Below are 21,160 nucleotides of genomic sequence, written 5' to 3' on the forward strand. Positions count from 1 at the left end.
GATCCCGGCATCCGTCGCAAGCGGGTTCGGTACAATACGTAGATGGTGCCTCGGACGGGAATTCATATAATCAATTGGTTCTATGGAAAGGTTTTTTCGCCATGGCCTCGCCCCGCTCCCGCTACCTGACCGTCCTGGGGCGCGAATTCCACCTCACCGAATGGGGGGAGGAGGAGGCGCCGGCCCTGGTCATGTGGCACGGTCTGGCCCGGACCGGGCGCGATTTCGATACCCTGGCGGAGCATTTCTCCGACCGCTACCGGGTGATCTGCCCCGACACTTTGGGGCGCGGCCTGTCGGGCTGGTCGCGGGCGCCGACGCGGGACTACACCCTGGCCGCCTATATGAAGCATGCCGAGGCGAACCTGGACGAACTGGGCGTCGGGGAAATGGATTGGATCGGCACCTCCATGGGCGGGGCCCTGGGCATGCTGCTGGCGGCGGGACCGCTGAGGAGCCGCATGCGGCGGCTGGTGATGAACGATATCGGCCCCAGCCTCAATCCCTTCGCGGTGGAGCGCATCCGCGCCTACGTCACCCAGATTCCCCATTTTCCCACCATGACCGCGTTCGAGGACTTCCTGCGGCTGGTCTACAAGCCCTACGGCTTCCAGACCGACCCGGAATGGCGGCGCATGGCCGAAACCTCGGCGCGGCGCAGGGGCGACGGGCGCATCACCGTCCATTACGACCCGGCGGTGATGCGGGTGTTCGCCGCCTCGGCCGGCGATTACGAGATATGGACCGAGTATGAAGGGGTGACCTGCCCCACCCTGGTGCTGCGCGGGGCCGAATCCGACCTGCTACTGCCCGAAGTGGCCGAGGAAATGACCCGGCGGGGCCCCAAGGCCCGGCTGGTGACCATTCCCGGCTGCGGCCACGCGCCCTGCCTCAACGTGCCGGACCAGATCGCGGTGATCGAGGCATTCCTGGCGGAGTGACTATCCCTTGGGCTGTTCCACCCTGAGGCCGGTCAGCACGAAGATGTCGCGGGCGGACAGCGGACCTTCGGGATTGAGCCGTCCGCCGGCCACCGCCTCGGGCTGGGGGCGCTTGCGGATGACCATCTCGATGGCCGCCTCGCCCACCGGGGTCAGGGTCTGGTCGAAGCGCGGCAGGCGGTGGCGGTAGCTGCCCTCCAGGACCTCCAGGCGGCGCAGTTCGGCCTGGATGCCCAGCGCGGTCACGGTCTCCAGCAGGTTGACCGAGACCGGGCTCCACGATTTCGGCTTGAACGGGGTGAAGGTCCAGCGATGCTCGGGATTGTGCCGCGACGGCCAATGGCCCTGCTCGTACATGTCCTCGTCGGGGACCAGCACCACCAGATGGCCGCCGGGTTTGAGCACGCGCAGCCAATGGCGCAGCGCCTCCAGCGGCGAGGCCATCTTCTGCAGGATGAAGGCGGCATGCACGAAGTCGAAGGTCGAATCCGCCAGCCCGGTCAGGTGCTGCAGGTCGCCGTCGACGATGTCCCAGATCTTGCAGGCGGTCATGGCGGGGAACTGCTCGCCGTAAAGCGAAAGCGGATCGGTCCCGTTGCCGATGTCCAGGCCCTGGCCGACGAAATAGCGGGTGATGAATTCGGGCTGGCGGACCCGGCGGGCGACGGACTTGCTGGTTTCCTTCAACGCATCACTCCACGGCGTGTATCTTGTCCAGAAGCTCGGCCCCGCCCGGCACATGGTCGCGGAACGACTTCCAGGCGGTGCGCCGGGCCAGCTTATGCCAGGATTCCATGGCCTCGTCGTCCAGCTTGACCACGTCCACCCCGGCGGCGATGAAGTTTCCGGCCAGGCGGCGTTCCAGCAGCGACAATGCCGTAACGAGGTTGGCCTCCGCCTCGTTGGCCGCCGCGTGCAGCGCCTGGCGCTGGGCGTCGCTCAAGGAATCGTAGCGGCGCTTGGACACCATGATCGGCTCGTACAGGTACCACATGGCGCCGCCCGAGCCGGGGACGGTCAGGCAGGCGAACTTGCGCTCCATGCGCAGCGACAGCAAGGTCGCCGCCGAGGTGTTGGCGATGTCGATCAGGTCGTTGCTGACCAGGGTACCCAGCGCCTCGGACGTGGTGACGGGGACCGGCACCGCGCCTGCTCCGGCCCAGTATTCGCTCATGAAGCGGCCGATGGTCCGTGCCCGGAGGCCCTTGGCGTCGGCCGGATTGAGCACGCAGCGCTGGCGTGTGGCATAGGCGCCGGGGATCCAGGAATCGGTCAGAATGACCACGCCCGCCGCCTCGATCTGGCGCTTGAGGTCGCGCATGGCGGGCGAGGCGGAGATGCGCCCGGCCTGGGCGCGGCTGCGGATCATGGTCGGCAGGGACAGCACGGCCAACTGGGGCATGCGGTCCAGCAGGTAATCCACCGGCATGAACACCATGTCGATGTTGCCGCCGGTCAGCGCGCTCCACTGGTCGCCGGGTCGCAGCAGCGAGGCGGCGGCGTAAAGACGGATGGTCAGCCCCTGGGGTTCCATGGCCTGCGCGATGGAGCGCATGGCGTCGTCGCGCAGGTCGCCGGGCGGAAACTGGTAGGACGCGTTCCAGGTCTCGGCCCGGGCGGCGGCCGTCAGGGCCAGCATCGCACAGGCTCCCGCCGCCAGTTTCAATAGAATACGCCTTGGAACTGCCATGTCCGCCCCCCCCAGAGCATCCCCTGCGACAGTGCAGCACGTTCGGGAGTTCGGGGCAACTATTCCCGCAGGTCTTCGCCCTCGCGGGCCTCTTCCTCGGCTTCCATCTCCTCGACCACTTCCTCGGGCAGCATCAGCACGCCGGCATTGTAGTCGTAGTCGAAGATCTCGGCGTAGCGGCCCCAGGTGATGGCGGTCTCCAGCACGCGCTCGGCCTCGTCGTCGGTGAGGTAGTCCTGCAATTCCTGCAAGAAGCGGTCTTCCGGGGCGCGGTGGTCCTTGCGCTCGTCCAGCACCCGGCGGATATGGGCGGCCAGCGGGATGTTCTTGACCAGGGATTCGGCGAACAGGTCCTTGCGCGCCGCGTCGTCGGCCTCGACGAAGGCCTGGCCGGCGGGGGTGACGAAGATGTCGCCCGCCGCGATGCGGGCCAGCCCCAGGACGCGCAGGCCCTCGAACAGGTGGAACAGCTGGTCGTCTTCCAGCTCCGTCTCCTCGGCCAGCTGCGGCAGGTCGGCGCGGCCGTTGAAGGGGGCCTCGGCGATGGTCTCCATCAGGCCGGCCATCTTGCCCGGCGTGGTGTCGGGCAGGCGGTAGCCCAGCGTCAGCTGCTCGGCCATGCCCAGGCCGCCGCCGCGGACGTTGGCGGTCATCAGGGTGTAGACCTCGTCGACGATCTGGCGGAAGGCCGGCGATTCGGTGTCGCGCGGCCGGGGCAGGTTGACGCGGATCTCGGCCCGCACCCGCCCGGGGTCGGACGAGAACACCAGGACGCGATCGGCCATGGAGACCGCTTCCTCGATGTTGTGGGAGACCAGCAGGATGCCCTTGGTGGGGATCTTGCGCTCGTCCCACAGTTCCAGCAGATCCTCGCGCAGCGTTTCCGAGGTCAGCACGTCCAGCGCCGAGAACGGCTCGTCGAGCAGCAGCACGTCGGGGCGCATCACCAGGGCGCGGGCGAAGCCGACGCGCTGGCGCATGCCGCCCGACAATTCCTTCGGGTACGCGCTTTCATAGCCGCCCAGGCCGATCAGCTCGATGGCCTCGTTGGCGCGGTCCTCGCGTTCGGCCTTGGCCACGCCCGCCGCCTCCAGGCCCAGCTCGACGTTCTCCTCAACCGTCAGCCAGGGGAACAGGGCGAAGGACTGGAACACCATGGAGATGCCCTTGGCCGGACCGGTCATGGTCTGGCCCCGGTACTTGACCTCGCCGCCATTGGCCTTGATCAGCCCGGCCATGATGCGCAGCAGCGTGGATTTGCCCGAACCCGACTTGCCCAGAAGGGCGACGATCTCGCCTTCCTCCAGCTTGAAGTCGACGCCTTCCAGCACGGTGCGCTCGTGGCGCTCCGGGGTGCGGAAGGACTTGCGCACGCCCCTCAGGTCGAGCAGGGCGGTGGGGATGGTGTTGTCTGCCATGGCCCGCTCCTTCTAATCCAGACGCAGCCGCTCGGCGGCCAGCATGTAAAGTCGCCGCCACAGGAAGCGGTTGAAGCCCATCACGAACAGGCACATCACCGCGATGCCCAGCGCGATGCGGGGAAAGTCGCCGTCCGAGGTGGCCCGCGCGATGTAGGAGCCCAGCCCCACCGCCTCCAGCCGCGTGTCGCCCCAGCTGACCAGTTCCGACACGATCGAGGCGTTCCACGAGCCGCCCGAGGCGGTCACCGCCCCGGTGACGTAGGACGGGAAGATGGCGGGCAGGATGAACTTCTTCCACCTGAGCCAGCCCGACAGGCCCAGATTGCCCGCCGCGTCCTTCATGTCCTGGGGGATGGCGGCGGCCCCGGCGATGACGTTGAACAGGATGTACCACTGGGTGCCCAGGATCATCAGCGGGCTGGTCCACACGTTGACGTTGGCGTCGAAATGGACGATCAGCACCACCGCCACCGGGAACATCAGGTTGGCGGGGAAGGCGGCCAGGAACTGGGCGATCCACTGGACGTTCTGGGCCACCACCGGCCGCTGGCCGATCCACACGCCCACCGGCACCCAGATCAGCGAGGCCAGGCTGATCAGGATGACCACGCGCAGCGCGGTGGCGATGCCGTAAAACAGCACCTGGCCCACCTCCATCAGTCCGATGGAGCCGTGAATGAACAGCCCGACCTCGACCAGCGCGCCCGCCGCCGCCACGATCAGCAGCCCGTCCCAGGCGCGTTCGGCCCAGGACGGCAGGGTCACCATGTGGATGGGGGCGCTATGGAACAGCGCGGCCTCCTCGCGGCGGCGCAGCAGGCCGGTGAAGCGATCCCACAGGGCGGCCGGCAGGCGGGCCAGGAAGCGCGACAGGCGGCCGCGCTGCAGCAGGGTCAGCAGCCAGGATTCCGGCTGCTGTTCGCCGGGGGCGGAATCCACCTTGAACTTGTCGGCCCAGGCCACCAGCGGGCGGAACATCAGCTGGTCGTAGATGACGATGCCGGCCAGCACCGCCAGCATGGCCCAGCCGATGGCCGCCAGATTTTCCTCGGCGATGGCCAGCGCGATGTAGGAGCCGACGCCGGGCAGGGCGATGCTCTGGCCCGACACCGAGATGGCTTCCGACGCCACCACGAAGAACCAGCCGCCCGACACGCTCATCATCATGTTCCAGACCAGGCCGGGCATGGCCCAGGGCAGTTCCAGGCGCCAGAAGCGCTGCCACGGCGACAGGTGGAACATCTCCGAGGCTTCGATCAGGTCGTTGGGCACCGTCTTCAGCGAGGAATACAGGCTGAACGTCATGTTCCAGGCCTGCGAGGTGAAGATGGCGAAGATGGCGGCGCATTCCACCCCCAGCAGGTTGCCGGGGAACATGGCGATGAAGCCGGTGACCGTGATGGACAGGAACCCCAGGATCGGAATCGACTGCAAGATGTCGAGGATGGGGATCAGGATCTTTTCCAGGGCCGGCACCTTGGCCGCCAGGGTGGCGTAGACCAGGGTGAAGGCCAGCGAGGCGGCCAGGGCGGCGGCCATGCGCAGCGCGCTGCGCAGCAGGTAATAGGGCAGGCCGGCAGGGTCCAGCGACAGGGCCAGCTTCTCTCCCACATCATAGGGCGTGGTCATCTGCGCGCCGCCATAGGCCAGCAGGGCCAGCAGCGCGAAGATCATCGGTATGATCGCCAGATCCCAGAAATTGGGCTTGAGTTCCGGCGCCACCGCGACTGTGGGAAGGCTCCAACGCATTCCGGCCGTTCCGGTTCGGGTTGAGTGCGCCCCTCATAGCCTGCCCGACCCGCCCTTGTCGAGACGGGAAACCTTTACAAGACCGTGACAGTCAGGCCGACGTCAGCCCCGCTCCAGAACCACGAAGTCGAAGGGAGGATCGCCGGGATTGGAACGGCGCAAGGTTTCCCGCCAAAGGGAGCGGTCGAGAGGGGGGAAAACCGTGTCGCCCTCATAGGCGCGCCTGATCTCGGTCAGATACAGGCGCCCGGCCCGGGGCAGGGCCTCGGCGAACAGGGCGTTGCCGCCGATCACCATCAGTTCGGCCGCCTCGGGGGCCAGTCGGGCCGCCAGGGCAAGCGCCTCGTCCAGGCAATGGGCCGTATGCGCGCCCTCGGCCCGCCAGTCCGCCTGGCGGGTCACCACGATGTTGGGGCGCTTCGGCAGCGGGCGGCCGATGGAGTCCCAGGTCTTGCGGCCCATGATCACCGGCTTGCCCAGCGTGTTCTCCTTGAACCACTTCAGGTCCTCGGGGATGTGCCAGGGAAGCTGGTTGTCCTTGCCGATCACCCCGTTGGCGGCGACGGCGACGATGATTGAAACGCTTGGACTCATACCGCCACCGGCGCGGCGATGTGGGGGTGGGACTGGTAGTCCACCACCTTGATGTCGTCCATGGTGAAGGCGAACAGATCCTTCACGTCGGGGTTCAATTCCAGCCGGGGCAGGGGCAGGGGATCGCGGCTCAATTGCAGCTCCGCCTGCTCCATGTGGTTGGAATAGAGGTGGGCGTCGCCGAAGGTGTGGACGAAGTCGCCGACTTCCAGCCCGGTCACCTGGGCCATCATGTAGGTCAGCAGGGCGTAGGAGGCGATGTTGAACGGCACGCCTAAGAACACGTCGGCCGAGCGCTGGTAGAGCTGGCAGGAGAGTTTTCCCTCGGCCACGTAGAACTGGAACAGGCAGTGGCAGGGCGGCAGGGCCATGGATTCGATGTCGGCCGGATTCCAGGCCGAGACGATCAGCCGGCGCGAATCCGGGGTTTTCCGGATCATCTCCACCACCTGGGTGATCTGGTCGACGGTGCGCCCGTCGGGGCAGGCCCAGGACCGCCACTGCTTGCCGTAGACCGGGCCGAGATCGCCGTTCTCGTCCGCCCATTCGTCCCAGATGGAGACCTTGTTGTCCTTGAGCCAGCGGGTGTTGGTGTCGCCCCGAAGGAACCACAGCAGCTCGACGAAGATGGAGCGGGTGTGGAGCTTCTTGGTGGTCACCAGGGGAAAGCCGGCGGCGAGGTCGAAGCGCATCTGGTGGCCGAACACGCTGGTGGTGCCGGTGCCGGTACGGTCGGTCTTGGTCACGCCCTCGGCGCGGATGCGGCGCAGAAGATCAAGATACTGCTGCAAGGGGGCGTGCCTCCGAACTGGGGTGGGCGGCACTGTAGCAGCGGCGCTTGCGCCGACGCAACGCCGCTTGCCCGCCTTCTTTCGCCACGCGTTGTCACGTTCTGGACGGAGACATTTGAACGGCTCTAGTCTAAGGTATGGGGTCTTTCGGGAGTTTGCCCTTGGGTTTCGATACCAAGACCTTGTGGATGACGCTGGCCATCAGCAATCTGGTGTTCGGGGCGCTGATGCTCGCCCATGTCGGCCGCGCCTCCGACCGGTCCGCGTTGAGGATCTGGGCGGCCGCCCAGCTGCTCAAGGGGCTGGCCATCGGCCTGATCATCGCCAAGGCGGCGTTCGCCTATCCCTGGAGCTTCGCCGGCAACCTGCTTTACATCGCGGGGCATTTCGTCGAGCTGGTGGCGTTCCTGTCCTATGCCGGGCTCGGCCGGCGGGTGCGGGGAGCGGCCTTGCTCTTCGCCGCCCTGATGGCGGCCTATCTGGGCGGCGTCGCCGCAGGGGCCAAGGCCGCCCACATGGCGGTGCTGTTCTCGTCATGCCTGTTCGTCCTGTTCAGCCTGAACGCCCTGGCGCTGTCGGCGTCGCGCCGCCGCCGGTCGTGGGTCCAGGCGGTGCTGGTGGCCAGCAACATCCTGATCGCGCTCACCGCCCTGGTCCGCGCCGCCCTGGCGTGGTCCAGCCAGGCATGGGACCCGCAAAGCGCCGCCGTGGCCAACCAGGCCATGTTCGTGCTCGGCTACGTCTTCTCGCTGTGCGACGGCTTCTGCTTCCTGCTGCTGGTCAAGGAGGACGCCGACCGTTCGCTGCTGCGTCTGGCGACCACCGACCTGTTGACGGGCATCGCCAACCGCGCCCACTTTCTCGATCTCGCCGAGGATCGGCGGCGGCTGTGCCTGCGGTCGGGCCAGCCCATCGCCGTGATGATGATGGACGTGGACCATTTCAAGCGGATCAACGACCGGTTCGGCCACGCCGTCGGCGACGACGTCCTGCGCCGGGTGGGCGGCGTGCTGCGCGAGCATCTGCGCGACGTGGACGTCTGCGGCCGGCTGGGCGGCGAGGAATTCGCCGTGGTGCTGCCCGGAACCACCGTGGCGGCGGCCCTGCCGGTGGCCGAGCGGCTGCGGACGGCGCTGGCCGGGGCGGCGGTGGAGACGGCCAATGGCCCGGCCACCGTCACGATCAGCATCGGCATGGCCGAGCTGGGCGGCGACCGAACCCTGGAGCAGGCCATGTCCGAGGCCGATCAGCGACTGTACCGGGCCAAGGCCGAGGGCCGCGACCGGGTGGTGGCGGTTTCCGAAACGAATCCCGACAGGACTGGCGCTTCGCTCACGCCCGCTTTATAGTGGGGATGCCGGGCAACCGGCTATGACGCTAAACGCCACACGGAATAGACGTTACGGACCCGGGGGCGGTACCCGGCGCCTCCACCAAATCTCCCGGCCCAGTGCGGGCCGGAACATCGGGGGCGAAACAGGATCGACGTGCGCAGTAAAGGTCTGGTTTGCGTTCGGCATGATACCACCGTTATCGGGTCAATCCTAACAAGTGCCAACGACAACGTTGCTCTTGCCGCTGCGGCTTAACCCGTAAGCGCGGTCCGGGGGGAACCGGGCAACAGAACTCCCCCCACTTACCAATGCGGCTTTTGGCCAAGGGATGGGATTTTTCGCCGGTGGAAGAACTGCGCTACGACAAGATGGTGGAAGAGGCCCTGCGCGGCGTTGTCCGTGATTCTCTGGTCTTTGCCGCCGAGCACGGCCTGCCGGGCGAGCATCACTTCTACATCACCTTCCGTCCGCACCATCCCGACGTGGAGATGGCCGACCACCTCAAGGCGCGCCATCCCGACGAGATGACCATCGTGCTGCAGCACCAGTTCTGGGACCTGGACGTCACCGAGGACGGCTTCTCGGTGACCCTGTCCTTCTCGGGCAAGCCCGAGCGGATGGTGATCCCCTTCTCGGCGGTGACCGGCTTCGCCGATCCCTCCGCCAAGTTCGGCCTGCAGTTCCAGGCCATTCCCGGCGATGACGACGATGACGACGACGATGTGGAGATCGACGAGTTCGATCCGCCGCCGTCGCGCGCCTCCACCTCGCCCAAGGATGGCGAGCCCGAGCCCACGCCCCCCGGCGAGGGCGGCGACGGCAACGTGGTGGCGCTGGACAAGTTCCGCAAGAAGTGACCGTCTTGGGCCGCCCGCCGGTGGCCGCCCCTTGACGTTGCCCGCAAAAAGGTGTTTGACCTGACCGAGCCGCCCAGCCCCGAAGGGTGGGACGGCGCTACCCGTTTCCTCTCTGACCGAGGTCGCCGACCATGTCCGATTTCGCCTACCACGAGCTGTTCCCGCTGTCTTCCGACGACACCCCCTACCGCAAGATCACCGCGGACGGCGTGGGCACCGCCAGCTTCAACGGCCAGACGGTCGTCACCGTGGCCCCCGAGGCGATCGTCCGGCTGACCAAGGAAGCCATCAAGGACACCTCGCATCTGCTGCGCCCCGCCCATCTGCAGCAGCTGAGGAACATCCTCGACGACGCCAATTCCTCGCCCAACGACCGTTTCGTCGCCTATGACCTGTTGAAGAACGCCTGCATCGCCGCGGGCGGCGTGCTGCCCATGTGCCAGGACACCGGCACCGCCATCGTCATGGGCAAGAAGGGCCAGAAGGTGTGGACCGGCGGCGGCGACGAGGCGGCCATCTCCCAGGGCGTCCAGGAGGCCTACACCGAGCTGAACCTGCGCTATTCCCAGACCGCGCCGCTGGACATGTACGAAGAGGTCAACACCGGCACCAACCTGCCGGCCCAGATCGACCTGTTCGCCACCGAGGGCGATGCCTACAAGTTCATGTTCATGGCCAAGGGCGGCGGCTCGGCCAACAAGACCTTCCTCTACCAGCAGACCAAGGCGCTCTTGAACCCCAAGAGCCTGCTGACCTTCCTCGACGCCCAGATCCGGACGCTCGGCACCTCGGCCTGCCCGCCCTACCACCTGGCCATCGTCATCGGCGGCCTGTCGGCCGAGATGTGCCTGAAGACGGTCAAGCTGGCGTCCGCCAAGTACCTGGACTCGCTGCCCACCTCGGGCAACAAGTACGGCCAGGCCTTCCGCGACGTGGAGCTCGAGCAGATCGTGCTGAAGATGACCCAGGACATGGGCATCGGCGCCCAGTTCGGCGGCAAGTACTTCTGCCATGACGTGCGCGTCATCCGCCTGCCGCGCCACGGCGCCTCGTGCCCGGTGGCCATCGGCGTGTCGTGCTCGGCCGACCGCCAGATCCTCGGCAAGATCACCAAGGACGGCGTGTATGTGGAGGCCATGGAAAAGGATCCGGCCAAGTATCTGCCCGACGTGGACGCCTCCAAGCTGGCCGGCGAGGTGGTCAAGATCGACCTGAACCGTCCCATGGACGAGATCAGGAAGACGCTGTCCCAGTACCCGGTGAAGACCCGCGTGTCGCTCACCGGCCCGATGATCGTCGCCCGCGACATCGCCCACGCCAAGCTCAAGGAGCGTCTGGACCGGGGCGAGGGCCTGCCCGACTACTTCAAGCAGATGGGCGTCTACTACGCCGGCCCGGCCAAGACCCCGTCCAACTACGCCTCGGGCTCGTTCGGTCCCACCACGGCGGGGCGCATGGATTCCTACGTCGACCAGTTCCAGGCCGCCGGCGGCTCCATGCTGATGATCGCCAAGGGCAACCGCTCCAAGGCCGTCACCGATGCCTGCAAGAAGTACGGCGGCTTCTACCTGGGCTCGGTCGGCGGCGCCGCCGCCCGTCTGGCCCAGGACTGCATCAAGAAGGTCGAGGTCATCGAGTACCCCGAACTGGGCATGGAAGCCATCTGGCGCATCGAAGTGGTCGACTTCCCCGCCTTCATCGTCGTCGACGACAAGGGCAACGACTTCTTCGCCGACTTCGCCCACTGAGGCTTGGGGCGGTAGCGTATCCGCTGACGCGGATGGGCTGCCGCCCTTACCCGCCCGGAGCGATGCTCCGGACCTCCTTATTCTTTGAAATCTCCCGTGTTGTCATGGCCGGGCTTGTCCCGGCCACCCACGCGGGTCCGCCTGAGTTCCATTCGACGGGCATGAACCGGCGGATGGGCGTGGGTGCCCGGCACAAGGCCGGGCATGACGCAAAAGGGGGCTGATAACGCAGTCTGCCCTTAAACCTGGGGCGGCGTGCGGGTGGCGATCATCAGGCGGTTCCAGGCGTTGATCTCGGCCACCGCGAAGGACAGGTCGGCCACCTCTTTCTCCGAGAAATGCCGGAGCGCTTCGGCATAGACGCCATCGGGGACGTCGCCGCCGGAAAGGTGGGTCAGGGCTTCGGCCCAGGCCAGGGCGGCCCGTTCCGCCGGGCTGTAGACCGGCGCCTCGCGCCAGGCGGCGAGGAGATGCAGCTGGTTCTGGCTGATGCCATGCTTGAGGGCCAGCGGCACATGCATGGCGATGCAGAAGGCGCAGCCGTTGATCTGGGAGACGCGCATCTTCACCAGTTCCAGCAGGCCGAGCCCCAGGCCGCTGTTCTGGACGTAGGAATGCACGCCCAGCATGGCCTTGTATCCATCGGGGGCGATCTTGGTCAGGTCGAGACGTTGGTCCATTTCAATCCTCTTCGGTTCAGGGGGAGGTGGTTTTATTCGGCCGAGGCCGCGTCGCGGTCCGGGCGGCGGTTGGCCGACCGCTCGTCCAGCCAGGCGGCGATCTGGTGGCCGAAATCGGCCGGCGCCTTGGCGGCCACCTGGGCGGCAAGCCCGGCCAGCGAATGGGCGGCCAGTTCGTCGCGCATGCGCTTTTCCGCCATCAGCATGATGGAGTGGATCGAGCACAATCCCTTGGAGGCCCAGGCGGGCTTCTCGGCGTCGAAGACGGCGCAGCGGTCTCTGATCTCGCGGCACTCGAACAGGGACTTGTCGCCGTCGATGGCCAGGATGACATCCTGGAAGCTGATGTCCTCGGGCCGCCGGGCCAGGGCGAATCCGCCCCGCACGCCTTCGGTGGCGACGACGAGGCCCGCCTTGGACAGTTTGGTGAACAGCTTGGCCAGATACTCGGCCGGAACCCCCTGGAGCTCGGCAAGGTCGCGGACGCTGGGGCTGGACGTCCGCCCCGCCGGGTCGGCCAGATAGAGCAGGCAGTGCAGGCCGTACTCGACGCCGGTGCTGATGAAGGCCACGGACAAACTCCGACATAACAAATCGCAGTTATTAGCCTAGATTGCCCGAGGCGGGAATGGCAAGATATTTTACTGCCGGGCCAGGAGGGGAAGCCGGGATGTCACGCCAGTTCGCCGACCATATCTGCGACGTGCTTTCGCCGTTGGGGCCCGTGACGGCCCGGGCCATGTTCGGGGGCTTCGGCATCTATCTCGACGGATTGATGTTCGGGCTGATCGCCTGGGACACCCTGTTCCTCAAGGCAGATGACGGCAACCGCGCCATGTTCGAAGACGCCGGTGCCGCCCGGTTCAAGCCGTGGGAGGACAGGCCCATGACCATGCCCTATTGGGAGGTCCCGGCGGATGTCCTGGAGGATGGGGCGCAATTGTGCGCCTGGGGCCGGGCTGCGTTCGACGCGGCGCTCAGAACCCGCAAGCCCAAATCGAAAAGGACTGGAAAAGGCCGGCGGTGAGGCTCACTCTCTACAGAGTGCGTCTTATTCGCAAAGAGCGTCCGAATGCCCAAGCGCCTGCGCGTTCCCGTCTGCAAGCCAGCCCCGCCGCCGCCGCATCTTGCGGCCGATGGCGGGCGGCGCCGTCCCATCCTTCAATCCATCTGGCGTGGCGCGCGGCAATTGTGCCCCCGCTGCGGTGTGGGGGGCAGCATGGAAGGGTATCTGGGCGTCCGTGCCGTCTGCCCCCATTGCGGCGAGCGTCTGGGGCATATCAAGGCCGATGACGGCCCGGCCTATTTCACCATGCTGATCGCCGGCCACATCATGGTGCCGCTGGTCCTGGCCGCCGAACAGGCCTGGCATCCGCCCCTGGAGCTGCAGATGGCGGTGGCGGTGAGCGGCTTGGGGCTGCTGATCTGGCGCCTGCTGCCCCGGGTCAAGGGCGCGGTGGTCGGCCTGATGTGGGCGCACGGGCTCAAGGGCGACGAGGTCCAGGGCGACGTGGAGCGCCACGGCTAGGGGATGCGGGCAAGATGCCCGCGCTCCGACACCCGGTCCTTAGTTGGCCACCAGACGATAGCCGACGCCGTGGACCGTCAGGATGATGGACGGATGGCGCGAATCCGCCTCGATCTTGCGGCGCAGGCGGCCGACCAGGACGTCGATGGTGCGGTCGATTACCGCCTCGCCGTCATGCTGGGTGAGGTCGAGCAGCTGGTCGCGGGTCAGCGCCCGGCCGGCGTTGCGGGCCAGGGCGGCCAGCACGTCGAACTCGCCCCGGGTCAGGCGCACCAGCTCGCCGGTGGGCGAGGTCAGCTGGCGGGCGTCGCAATCCAGGCGCCAGCCGGCGAAATTGTGGATGCCGGTGGCCGAGCGCTCGGCGGCCATGGTGGGGGCCACGCGGCGCTGCAGGTTGCGGACGCGGACCGCCAGCTCGCGGGGATTGAACGGCTTGGTGATGTAGTCGTCGGCGCCGATTTCCAGGCCGACGATGCGGTCGGTCTCGTCCTGGCGGGCGGTGACCAGGATGATGCCCACCGACGACTTGGCGCGCAGCTCGCGCGCCAGGATCAGGCCGCTTTCGTCGGGAAGGTTGATGTCGAGCAGTACCACGTCGGGCACCGTACGCGACACGATGGCCTTCATGTCCTTGGCGTCCGCCGCCTCGCTGACCTGGAAGCCCTCTCCGGTGAGATAGGCCGCCAGCTTGGCACGGGTTACGGGTTCGTCCTCGACGATCAAGACATGTGCTTTTGCCGACACTGCGTTCTCCGGCCGACTGTCAGTCTGGTATTCACCTCTCGTTTACAGGGTATTGGTGCGCAATTCAATCACTGCCGTAATTCCATTGTGAACTTCGCACTATAAAGGCTCCACTGGGTTCTCCCGCAGGCCATGGTCCGCGGGACGGGGTGGAGAAAAGATGGTGCCGCGGCACAATCCGATCATTGGACGCTTTGACGACGGCAGCGGCTTCGGCCGTCTTTCCGCACTGGTCGGCGTGCTTCTGGTCGCATTGTTCTGGCTGGGGCTGGGGATCGATACCGGAATCGAGCGGCAGTTCGCCACGGGTGGCGGCATGGCGCCGGTCGAAAGCGGCCGAGGCGGCAACGTGCTGCTGGCCACAATCCTGGTGATCGGCATGGGCGTCATGCTCCTGCTGCTGGTCCAGGCGGTGTACTGGCAGCGGCGGACCGCCGCGCGGCTGCGCCTGCGGGAAGCCGAATTGACCGAACAGCGCGACAGGCTGCGCCGCTATGTGGCCGACCTGGAGCGCATCGCCGACGTGGCGGCCCACGACCTGCAGGAACCCCTGCGCCGGATGGTGTCGTATTCCCAGTTGCTCGCCACCCACGACGCCGCCGGTTGCGACGACGAGGTGCGCGATTACGTCGGACACGTGGTCGACGGGGCGCGCCGCATGCGGGCGCTGGTCAGCGGCCTGCGCGAGTTCGTGTCGGTGGATTCCATCCCGCGCACCGGCGAGGTGTGTTCGGCCTGGGTGGCCATGGGCGTCGCCCGCCAGCGTCTTGCCGAAAGGCTGACCGAGGCCGGGGCCACCCTGGTGGTCGACCCGCTGCCCGAGGTGGAGGCCGACCAGGCCTCGCTGATCGAGATCTTCGTTCAACTGCTGGACAACGCCGTGCGCTACCGCTCTGCGTCCCGCCGCCCGGTGATCCACGTTTCGGTGGTTCGCGACGGCGACATGGCCCGCATCAAGGTCTGCGACAACGGCATGGGCATCGATTCGGCCCGCATGGTCCGCATGTTCGAGATTTTCTACCGTCCCCACGGCGGCGACGAGGGCGTGGCGCCGGGCATCGGCACCGGCCTGGCGGTGGTCCGCCGCCTAGTGGAGCGCCTGGGCGGCCAGGTCTGGGTTGAATCGGAAGACGGAGCCGGAAGTTCCTTCGGCTTCAGCCTGCGGCTGGGCGGCCGGTTGTCCGCCCGCCGGGAGGAGATGACGGCCGCCTGAACGGCGGATGAAGACGGGGAAGCGTCGTCCCTTGGCGACGCTTCCTTCGGTGGCACGGTCAGCTTGCGGCATCCCCGAACCCCAAGCCGCGGGCAGGATCGTTAGAGGAGGGGGCGCCCCCAACGCCCCCTCCTCGTCGCCACCAATAAAACAGGTGAAATGTTCCTTCGCGGCCATCCCCGAACCCCAAGGCCGCGAGGGGGCTTGGAGAGGGAGCGGCCCCCAAACGCTCCCTCTCCTTCATTTTGGGGGGGGCGGCATTTTGGAAGCCGGCATTTCGAGGGGCCGGACCGCTCAGTTGGAGGTGCCGGGAAGCTCGGCATTGGGGGGGAGATTGTCCGCCGCGATTCGCCCCAGATGGCGCTTGAGCTTCAGCAGGGCGGCGGCCAGTTCTGTCCTGGCCTCGCGCTGCTCGGCCTCGGATGATTTCGGATTGGGAATGGTGGTGAGGCAAACCAGCGCCTCACGCGCCGCCAGGCGGATATCCGCCTCGCCCTGGTAGGCCAGTTGCCCCAGGGCGGCGATCTCGCGCTCGGGATTGGCGCGGAAATCGTTGCGAAGATAGGCTTCGGTGGTGGCGTCGTCGTGCAGGACGTGGGCATAGAGCCCGGCGTCGTGGGCGCTGAGTTCATTCAAGAGGATCATGGTGAACCAGCCCAGCGTGATCTCGGTCAGGTTGATGCCCCGGCGGGTCTTCTGCAGGAAGGTCTCGACCTTTTCCATGTTGGCCAGCATTTCCTGGCGGAATTCCTCGCGCTCCTCGGCGCTCATCTCGGGCGGCGGCGGGGGCGGGGCGGCGCAGCCGATCAGCGCGGCCACCATCAGTGCGGCGATCACCCGGCGCATGTGTTCCATTCCATTTCTATGAGCCGACAGGGCGGGGCGCCCGGTCCAGGGCGGCCAGGGCGCCGGCCAGGGTGGGAAAGCGCGACACGATCCGCCCTGAACGGGCGACGCTCCAGGTGGCGCCCTTGGAGCCGGCCGCAGATTTGGTGACGGTATAAAGGGGGCGCTCGAGGGCGTGGCGGAAGATGGAGAACATCGCTCCGTCCGGGCGGACGTCGATGGCGTAGTCGCGCCATTCTCCGCTGGCGACCCGCATGGCGTAAAGGGTCAGCAACTGGGTAATCTCGGCGCGTTCAAAATGAACGAACTCCGTATTTCCCCGGTACTCGGACATGCGGATCAATGTCGCCATCGGCCACCCCACCGGTCTTTCCCCTGGAAATACTGTCGCCCAGGGGACGGTGTCTGTCGAGTATTTAGATGGGGGCGCCGGTCAACGGATGGGAGTGGAGGCGGGAACGAATCCGATCAGACGGTCGTTGCCTTCGTTGTAGGGCTGGGAATAGCAGGTGGGCCGCGCCAGGGTGCTGTAGCAATAGACCTGGGGCGGCGGGGTCGGCCGGTCGGGCAGGTCGATGCAATAGGCGTCGCCGCGCTCGGCCCTGGGGCTCGAGCAATCCTTGCCGGTGATCCAGCCCGCCACATGGTCGCCCATGGTTTTGTGGGTGTTGATCAGGCTCAGCGCTTCCAGCTGCATGAAGGTATAGGTATTGGGCAGCGGACGTGGTGCGGGATTGAGCGAGCCCCGCTCGCCGATCCAGGCGCACCCGCCCACGGCCAGCATGCCGACCAGAACCCAACTATGCACAACGTTGCGACCGATCATTTCTATGATCCTGCCAGACACTTGAACTATAGTGTGAGACCACGTCGAAACGGAATCAATGGGCAGATTCTGCCGGGGGGGGAGATGGCGGTGACGGCACCCCTTTGCGCCGGGGATTGGGCGGCGCCGGATTTCACCCTGCCCGGCATCGACGGGCGGAACTGGAGCCTGTCCGACATTCGGGGCGGGCGTCCCACCCTGGTGGCGTTCATCTGCAATCACTGTCCCTATGTGGTCGCCATCATCGACCGGCTGGTCCGCGACGCGGCCCTGCTGCGCGCCGAGGGCATCGGGGTGGCGGCGATCAATTCCAACGACCCGGTCCAGTACCCCGAGGATTCCTTCGACAACATGAAGGTGTTCGCCCGCGCCCATGGAATCGACTTCCCCTATCTGTTCGACGAAAGCCAGGAGGTGGCGCGGGCCTGGGGGGCGGTCTGCACCCCGGATTTCTTCGGCCTCGACCGTGACGGCCGCCTGCGTTATCGCGGGCGCTTAGACGAATCCGGCCGTCTGCCCGCCGCCCCGGATGCGCGCCGCGAACTGCTGGACGCCATGCGGCTGGTGGCGGCCACCGGGCTGGGGCCCGAGCATCAGGTGCCCAGCATGGGCTGTTCGATCAAATGGCGCGAGACGCCTTGAAGGGATTCGTGACGCCGTATTTGCCAAGGGGGCCGGGGCGGACTATGTTACGGCGCGGCTCCAGGCCAACGGCCCGGAGCCAGACCGCCCGCATGGAGTAGAGTTCCTTGACCGAGAAGCACGACGATGCCGCCGCCGACCTCCTGATCAAGGAGGTGGACGAGGATCTGCGGCAGGATGAGCTTAACAGGCTGTGGAAGAAGCATGGCGGCCTGCTGACGGCGGCTGCCGTGGCGCTGGTGCTGTCGGTGGCCGGCTGGCAGGGCTGGCAGGGCTGGGACGCCAAGCAGCGCCAGGCCGCCTCGTCGCGCTATTCCGAGACCTCCGCGCTGGTCGAGCAGGGCAAGAAGGACGAAGCCTCCGAGGTGCTGGCCAAGCTGGCCGCCGAGGGGCCCAAGGGCTATCGCCTGCTGGCCGAGCTGCGCCGGGCCGACATGGCCCAGCAGGCGGGCGATTTCGCCGGCGCCGCCGCGCTGTATTCCAAGATTGCCGCCGATAGCGGGGTGGACAAGGTCTATCGCGACATGTCGGCCATCCGCGCCGCCTATCTGGTGCTGGACACCAGCGATCCCGCCGCCGTCGAGAAGTCGGTGGAGCCGCTGGCGGTGGAAGCCAGCTCGTGGCGCCATTCCGCCCGCGAAATCCTGGCCCTGGCCGCCCTGAAGCGCGGAGACGCCGCCCGCGCCGCCGATCTGCTGGCCAAGATCGCCGAGGATGCCGCCGCGCCCCAGGGGCTCAGGACCCGTGCCGCCGAATTGCTAGCCGCCACCGGGCAACGCGCCAGGAGCTGATTCATGGGAATGACCGTCATGACGCGCAGGATCGCCGGTGTCTTGATCGCCGTGCTGGCGCTGGGAGGCTGCGACAGCTGGCTGGGCGACAACAAGGCGCCGCCGCTGCCGGGCAAGCGCATCTCGATCCTGTCGCGTGAAAAGATGGTCGAGCCCGACATGGGCGGGGCGCAGGCCAAGATCGTGCTGCCGCCGCCCGAGGAAAACGACGACTGGCCCCAGGCCGGCGGCTATTCCAACCATGCCATGCACCACATGCAGGTGGGCGATTCCCTGACGCGCGCCTGGAAGAGCGACGCCGGCACCTCGGCCGGCAAGCGTCGCCGCCTGCTGGGCCAGCCCATCGTCGCCGAGGGCAAGATCTTCACCGTCGACGCCTCGTCCATGGTGTCGGCCTTCGACGCCAACACCGGCAAACGGCTGTGGCGGAGCGAGCTTACGCCCGAGGACACCTCCGAGGTCTATACCAGCGGCGGCCTGGCCTACGAGGACGGGCAGATCTTCGCCGCCACCGGTTTCGCCCAGGTGGTGGCGCTCGACGCCAAGAGCGGCAAGATCGACTGGCGCCAGACCGTGTCCGGGCCGCTGCGCGGTTCGCCCACCGTGCGCGGCGGGCGGGTGTTCGCGGTCACCGTCGACAACCAGACCCACGCCCTGGCGGCCGAGGACGGTTCGGTGCTGTGGACCCATACCGGTATCGCCGAATCCGCCGGCCTGCTGGCCGGCAATTCGCCGGCCGTGGACGGCAACATGGTGGTGGTGCCCTATTCCTCGGGCGAGATCTTCGCGCTGCGCGTCGAGAACGGCTCGATCATCTGGCAGGATTCGCTGGCCACGGTGCGCCGGACCGAGATCGTCGGCGCCCTGCTCGACATCCGTGGCCGCCCGGCCATCGACCGGGGTCGCGTCTACGCCATCAGCAACGCCGACATGCTGGTCTGCATGGAGCAGCGCACCGGGCGGCGCATCTGGGAAAAGGAGATCGGCGGCGTCCAGAGCCCGTGGATCGCCGGCGATTATCTCTATGTGCTCACCAACAACAACGAGGTGTTGGCGCTGGAGGCGAAGACCGGCCGCATCGTCTGGGTGACCGAGATGCAGAACTGGGAAAATCCCAAGGACCGCGAGGGCCGCATCGTCTGGGTCGGCCCGGTCCTGGCTTCGGACCGCCTGATCCTGGCGTCGTCGGACGGCAAGCTGGTGTCGCTGTCGCCCTATACCGGCGACATGCTGGGCTGGGAGGAGGCTCCCGCCAGTATCAGCATTGCCCCGGTGATCGCCAACAACACCCTCTATTTCCTGACCGACGACGCCGATCTCGTCGCTTATCGCTAGAGTACCCTTCATGTCCTTTACCGTGGCCATCGTCGGACGCCCCAATGTGGGCAAGTCCACCCTGTTCAACCGTCTGGTGGGCAAGCGCTTGGCCATCGTCCATGATCTGCCCGGCGTGACCCGCGACCGCCGCGAGGGCAAGGCCAGCCTGCTGGGCATGGACTTCCAGGTGGTGGACACCGCCGGTTTCGAGGACGAGGGCGGCGATTCCGTCGAGGCGCGCATGCGCCGCCAGACCGATCTGGCGGTGTCCGAGGCCGACGTCGCCCTGTTGCTGATCGACGCCCGCGCCGGCGTGACTCCGCTGGACCGCCATTTCGCCGACCACCTGCGCCGCCTGCCCACCCCGGTGATCCTGGTGGCCAACAAGTGCGAGGGCAAGGCGGGCATGCCGGGCATGTACGAGTCCTACGGCCTGGGCATGGGCGAGCCGGTGCCGGTCTCGGCCGAGCACGGCGAGGGCATGTACGAACTGTTCGAGGCGCTGCGCGATCACGCCATCAAGGCCGGCGCGCTGACCGAGGACGGTGACGATCCCGAGGAGCCGGAGGACGGCGACGAGGATGATCCCACCCGCCCGCTGACCATGGCCATCGTCGGACGCCCCAATGTGGGCAAGTCGACGCTCGGCAACCAGCTGCTGGGCCAGGAGCGCCTGCTGACCGGGCCAGAGGCCGGGCTGACCCGTGACGCCATTGCGGTGGAGTGGGAGCACCGGGGGCGGCGCATGAAGCTGGTGGACACCGCCGGCCTGCGCAAGAAGGCTCAGATCTACGACGCCATCGAGAAGCTGTCGGTGGGCAACACCATCGAGACCATCCGCATGTCCGAGGTGGTGGTGCTGGTGATGGACGCCGCCGCCATCCTGGACAAGCAGGACCTGACCATCGCCCGGCTGGTGGTGGAGGAAGGCCGCGCCCTGGTTCTGGCCATCAACAAGTGGGACATGGTCGACGACCCCCAGACGGCGCTGAAGCGCCTGAAGGATCGGCTCGAGACCTCGCTGCCCCAGGCCAAGGGCGTCGCCACCGTGACCCTGTCGGCGCTGACCGGCCGGGGCGTCGAGCGCCTGATGGATGCGGTGGTGGACACCTGGGGCCATTGGAACCGCCGCATCCCCACCGCCCAGCTCAACCGCTGGCTGGAAGACATGATCGAGCGTCACCCGCCGCCGGCCCTGCCGGGCGGACGCCGCTACAAGATCCGCTACATGACCCAGGCCAAGGCCCGGCCGCCGACCTTCGTGCTGTTCGCCACAAGGCCGGAGGAACTGCCGGAATCCTATTCGCGCTATCTGGTCAACGGCCTGCGCGAAGCCTTCGACCTGCCCGGCGTGCCGGTCCGCCTCTATGTGCGCGGCGGCAAGAATCCCTACGCCGACAAGGACGGCTGACGCGTCCGAGAGCCATCCGCACCCCCTCCCCCGGCTT

At 67.2% G+C, this 21,160-nt stretch carries 23 protein-coding genes and 1 other RNA gene; 12 read left to right on the forward strand and 12 right to left on the reverse strand.

Annotated features, from left to right (window positions below):
* Positions 1-101: 101 nt before the first annotated feature.
* Complete coding sequence (locus XM1_RS09095) at positions 102-941, forward strand: alpha/beta fold hydrolase (protein ID WP_068432821.1); 840 nt, start codon at positions 102-104, stop codon at positions 939-941.
* On the opposite strand, the gene XM1_RS09100 is transcribed toward XM1_RS09095, so the two are convergent.
* From XM1_RS09100 to XM1_RS09125, 6 genes are all read right to left on the reverse strand, one after another.
* Entirely contained in the window at positions 942-1,628 is a 687-nt protein-coding gene (locus tag XM1_RS09100) for a class I SAM-dependent methyltransferase (RefSeq protein WP_068432823.1), read from the reverse strand.
* Positions 1,629-1,632: 4 nt separating this feature from the next.
* Positions 1,633-2,580 carry a TRAP transporter substrate-binding protein DctP gene (dctP, locus tag XM1_RS09105; protein WP_068432826.1) on the reverse strand — a complete coding sequence of 316 codons (948 nt, stop codon included), beginning with the start codon at positions 2,578-2,580 and terminating at the stop codon, positions 1,633-1,635.
* A gap of 110 nt (positions 2,581-2,690) precedes the next feature.
* The gene (locus XM1_RS09110; protein ID WP_068432828.1) at positions 2,691-4,049 is read right to left on the reverse strand and encodes a nitrate/sulfonate/bicarbonate ABC transporter ATP-binding protein; all 1,359 of its coding nucleotides are present in this window, start codon (positions 4,047-4,049) and stop codon (positions 2,691-2,693) included.
* A 12-nt stretch (positions 4,050-4,061) separates the two neighbouring features.
* Positions 4,062-5,801 (reverse strand): ABC transporter permease subunit, encoded by a 1,740-nt coding sequence (locus XM1_RS09115; RefSeq protein WP_068432830.1) that lies wholly within the window; start codon positions 5,799-5,801, stop codon positions 4,062-4,064.
* 102 nt (positions 5,802-5,903) lie between these two features.
* Complete coding sequence (locus XM1_RS09120) at positions 5,904-6,395, reverse strand: dihydrofolate reductase (RefSeq protein ID WP_068432832.1); 492 nt, start codon at positions 6,393-6,395, stop codon at positions 5,904-5,906.
* Positions 6,392-7,186 carry a thymidylate synthase gene (locus tag XM1_RS09125; protein WP_068432834.1) on the reverse strand — a complete coding sequence of 265 codons (795 nt, stop codon included), beginning with the start codon at positions 7,184-7,186 and terminating at the stop codon, positions 6,392-6,394. The genes XM1_RS09120 and XM1_RS09125 overlap by 4 nt, the downstream gene beginning before the upstream one ends.
* Before the next feature lie 161 nt (positions 7,187-7,347).
* On the opposite strand from XM1_RS09125, the gene XM1_RS23165 reads away from it, so the two are divergent.
* The 4 genes from XM1_RS23165 (at position 7,348) to XM1_RS09145 (ending at position 11,125) form a co-directional block, all read left to right on the forward strand.
* Positions 7,348-8,535 carry a diguanylate cyclase gene (locus XM1_RS23165; protein ID WP_172821902.1) on the forward strand — a complete coding sequence of 396 codons (1,188 nt, stop codon included), beginning with the start codon at positions 7,348-7,350 and terminating at the stop codon, positions 8,533-8,535.
* Positions 8,504-8,823, forward strand: a transfer-messenger RNA (tmRNA) gene (gene ssrA, locus XM1_RS09135). Before XM1_RS23165 ends, ssrA begins: the two co-directional genes overlap by 32 nt.
* A gap of 5 nt (positions 8,824-8,828) precedes the next feature.
* On the forward strand, positions 8,829-9,377 hold the full coding sequence (locus XM1_RS09140; protein WP_068432838.1) for an SspB family protein: 549 nt from the start codon (positions 8,829-8,831) through the stop codon (positions 9,375-9,377).
* A 131-nt stretch (positions 9,378-9,508) separates the two neighbouring features.
* Positions 9,509-11,125 (forward strand): fumarate hydratase, encoded by a 1,617-nt coding sequence (locus XM1_RS09145; RefSeq protein ID WP_068432840.1) that lies wholly within the window; start codon positions 9,509-9,511, stop codon positions 11,123-11,125.
* A gap of 239 nt (positions 11,126-11,364) precedes the next feature.
* On the opposite strand, the gene XM1_RS09150 is transcribed toward XM1_RS09145, so the two are convergent.
* Together XM1_RS09150 and XM1_RS09155 are read right to left on the reverse strand one after the other, a co-directional pair.
* Complete coding sequence (locus XM1_RS09150) at positions 11,365-11,805, reverse strand: carboxymuconolactone decarboxylase family protein (RefSeq protein ID WP_068432842.1); 441 nt, start codon at positions 11,803-11,805, stop codon at positions 11,365-11,367.
* Between the two features lie 32 nt (positions 11,806-11,837).
* The gene (locus XM1_RS09155) at positions 11,838-12,377 is read right to left on the reverse strand and encodes an Rrf2 family transcriptional regulator (RefSeq protein ID WP_068432843.1); all 540 of its coding nucleotides are present in this window, start codon (positions 12,375-12,377) and stop codon (positions 11,838-11,840) included.
* Between the two features lie 98 nt (positions 12,378-12,475).
* On the opposite strand from XM1_RS09155, the gene XM1_RS09160 reads away from it, so the two are divergent.
* Positions 12,476-12,832 (forward strand): TfoX/Sxy family protein, encoded by a 357-nt coding sequence (locus XM1_RS09160; RefSeq protein WP_068432844.1) that lies wholly within the window; start codon positions 12,476-12,478, stop codon positions 12,830-12,832.
* A gap of 45 nt (positions 12,833-12,877) precedes the next feature.
* Positions 12,878-13,333: a DUF983 domain-containing protein gene (locus XM1_RS09165; RefSeq protein WP_068432846.1), complete on the forward strand. Its 456-nt coding sequence runs from the start codon at positions 12,878-12,880 to the stop codon at positions 13,331-13,333.
* A 39-nt stretch (positions 13,334-13,372) separates the two neighbouring features.
* Here XM1_RS09165 and XM1_RS09170 read toward each other — a convergent pair whose 3' ends face one another.
* Positions 13,373-14,077: a response regulator gene (locus XM1_RS09170; RefSeq protein WP_068432848.1), complete on the reverse strand. Its 705-nt coding sequence runs from the start codon at positions 14,075-14,077 to the stop codon at positions 13,373-13,375.
* Positions 14,078-14,237: 160 nt separating this feature from the next.
* On the opposite strand from XM1_RS09170, the gene XM1_RS09175 reads away from it, so the two are divergent.
* Positions 14,238-15,290: an ATP-binding protein gene (locus XM1_RS09175; protein WP_068432850.1), complete on the forward strand. Its 1,053-nt coding sequence runs from the start codon at positions 14,238-14,240 to the stop codon at positions 15,288-15,290.
* 294 nt (positions 15,291-15,584) lie between these two features.
* Here the strand turns inward: XM1_RS09175 and XM1_RS09180 are convergent, their stop codons facing one another.
* The 3 genes from XM1_RS09180 to XM1_RS09190 form a co-directional block, all read right to left on the reverse strand.
* On the reverse strand, positions 15,585-16,145 hold the full coding sequence (locus tag XM1_RS09180; RefSeq protein WP_231920748.1) for a hypothetical protein: 561 nt from the start codon (positions 16,143-16,145) through the stop codon (positions 15,585-15,587).
* Between the two features lie 7 nt (positions 16,146-16,152).
* The gene (locus XM1_RS09185) at positions 16,153-16,488 is read right to left on the reverse strand and encodes a DUF2794 domain-containing protein (protein WP_068432854.1); all 336 of its coding nucleotides are present in this window, start codon (positions 16,486-16,488) and stop codon (positions 16,153-16,155) included.
* 81 nt (positions 16,489-16,569) lie between these two features.
* Complete coding sequence (locus tag XM1_RS09190) at positions 16,570-16,962, reverse strand: hypothetical protein (RefSeq protein WP_068432856.1); 393 nt, start codon at positions 16,960-16,962, stop codon at positions 16,570-16,572.
* A gap of 84 nt (positions 16,963-17,046) precedes the next feature.
* Here XM1_RS09190 and XM1_RS09195 point away from each other — a divergent pair, with 84 nt between their 5' ends.
* The 4 genes from XM1_RS09195 (at position 17,047) to der (ending at position 21,123) form a co-directional block, all read left to right on the forward strand.
* Positions 17,047-17,604 (forward strand): thioredoxin family protein, encoded by a 558-nt coding sequence (locus tag XM1_RS09195; RefSeq protein ID WP_068432858.1) that lies wholly within the window; start codon positions 17,047-17,049, stop codon positions 17,602-17,604.
* A gap of 107 nt (positions 17,605-17,711) precedes the next feature.
* Positions 17,712-18,395 (forward strand): tetratricopeptide repeat protein, encoded by a 684-nt coding sequence (locus XM1_RS09200; RefSeq protein ID WP_068432860.1) that lies wholly within the window; start codon positions 17,712-17,714, stop codon positions 18,393-18,395.
* Positions 18,396-18,398: 3 nt separating this feature from the next.
* The gene (locus XM1_RS09205; RefSeq protein ID WP_068432862.1) at positions 18,399-19,730 is read left to right on the forward strand and encodes a PQQ-like beta-propeller repeat protein; all 1,332 of its coding nucleotides are present in this window, start codon (positions 18,399-18,401) and stop codon (positions 19,728-19,730) included.
* A gap of 10 nt (positions 19,731-19,740) precedes the next feature.
* A complete protein-coding gene (gene der / locus XM1_RS09210) occupies positions 19,741-21,123 on the forward strand; it encodes a ribosome biogenesis GTPase Der (protein ID WP_068432864.1) in 1,383 nt (460 codons plus the stop codon).
* The last annotated feature ends 37 nt before the right edge of the window (positions 21,124-21,160 follow it).

This window comes from Magnetospirillum sp. XM-1, assembly GCF_001511835.1.
GTDB lineage: Bacteria > Pseudomonadota > Alphaproteobacteria > Rhodospirillales > Magnetospirillaceae > Phaeospirillum.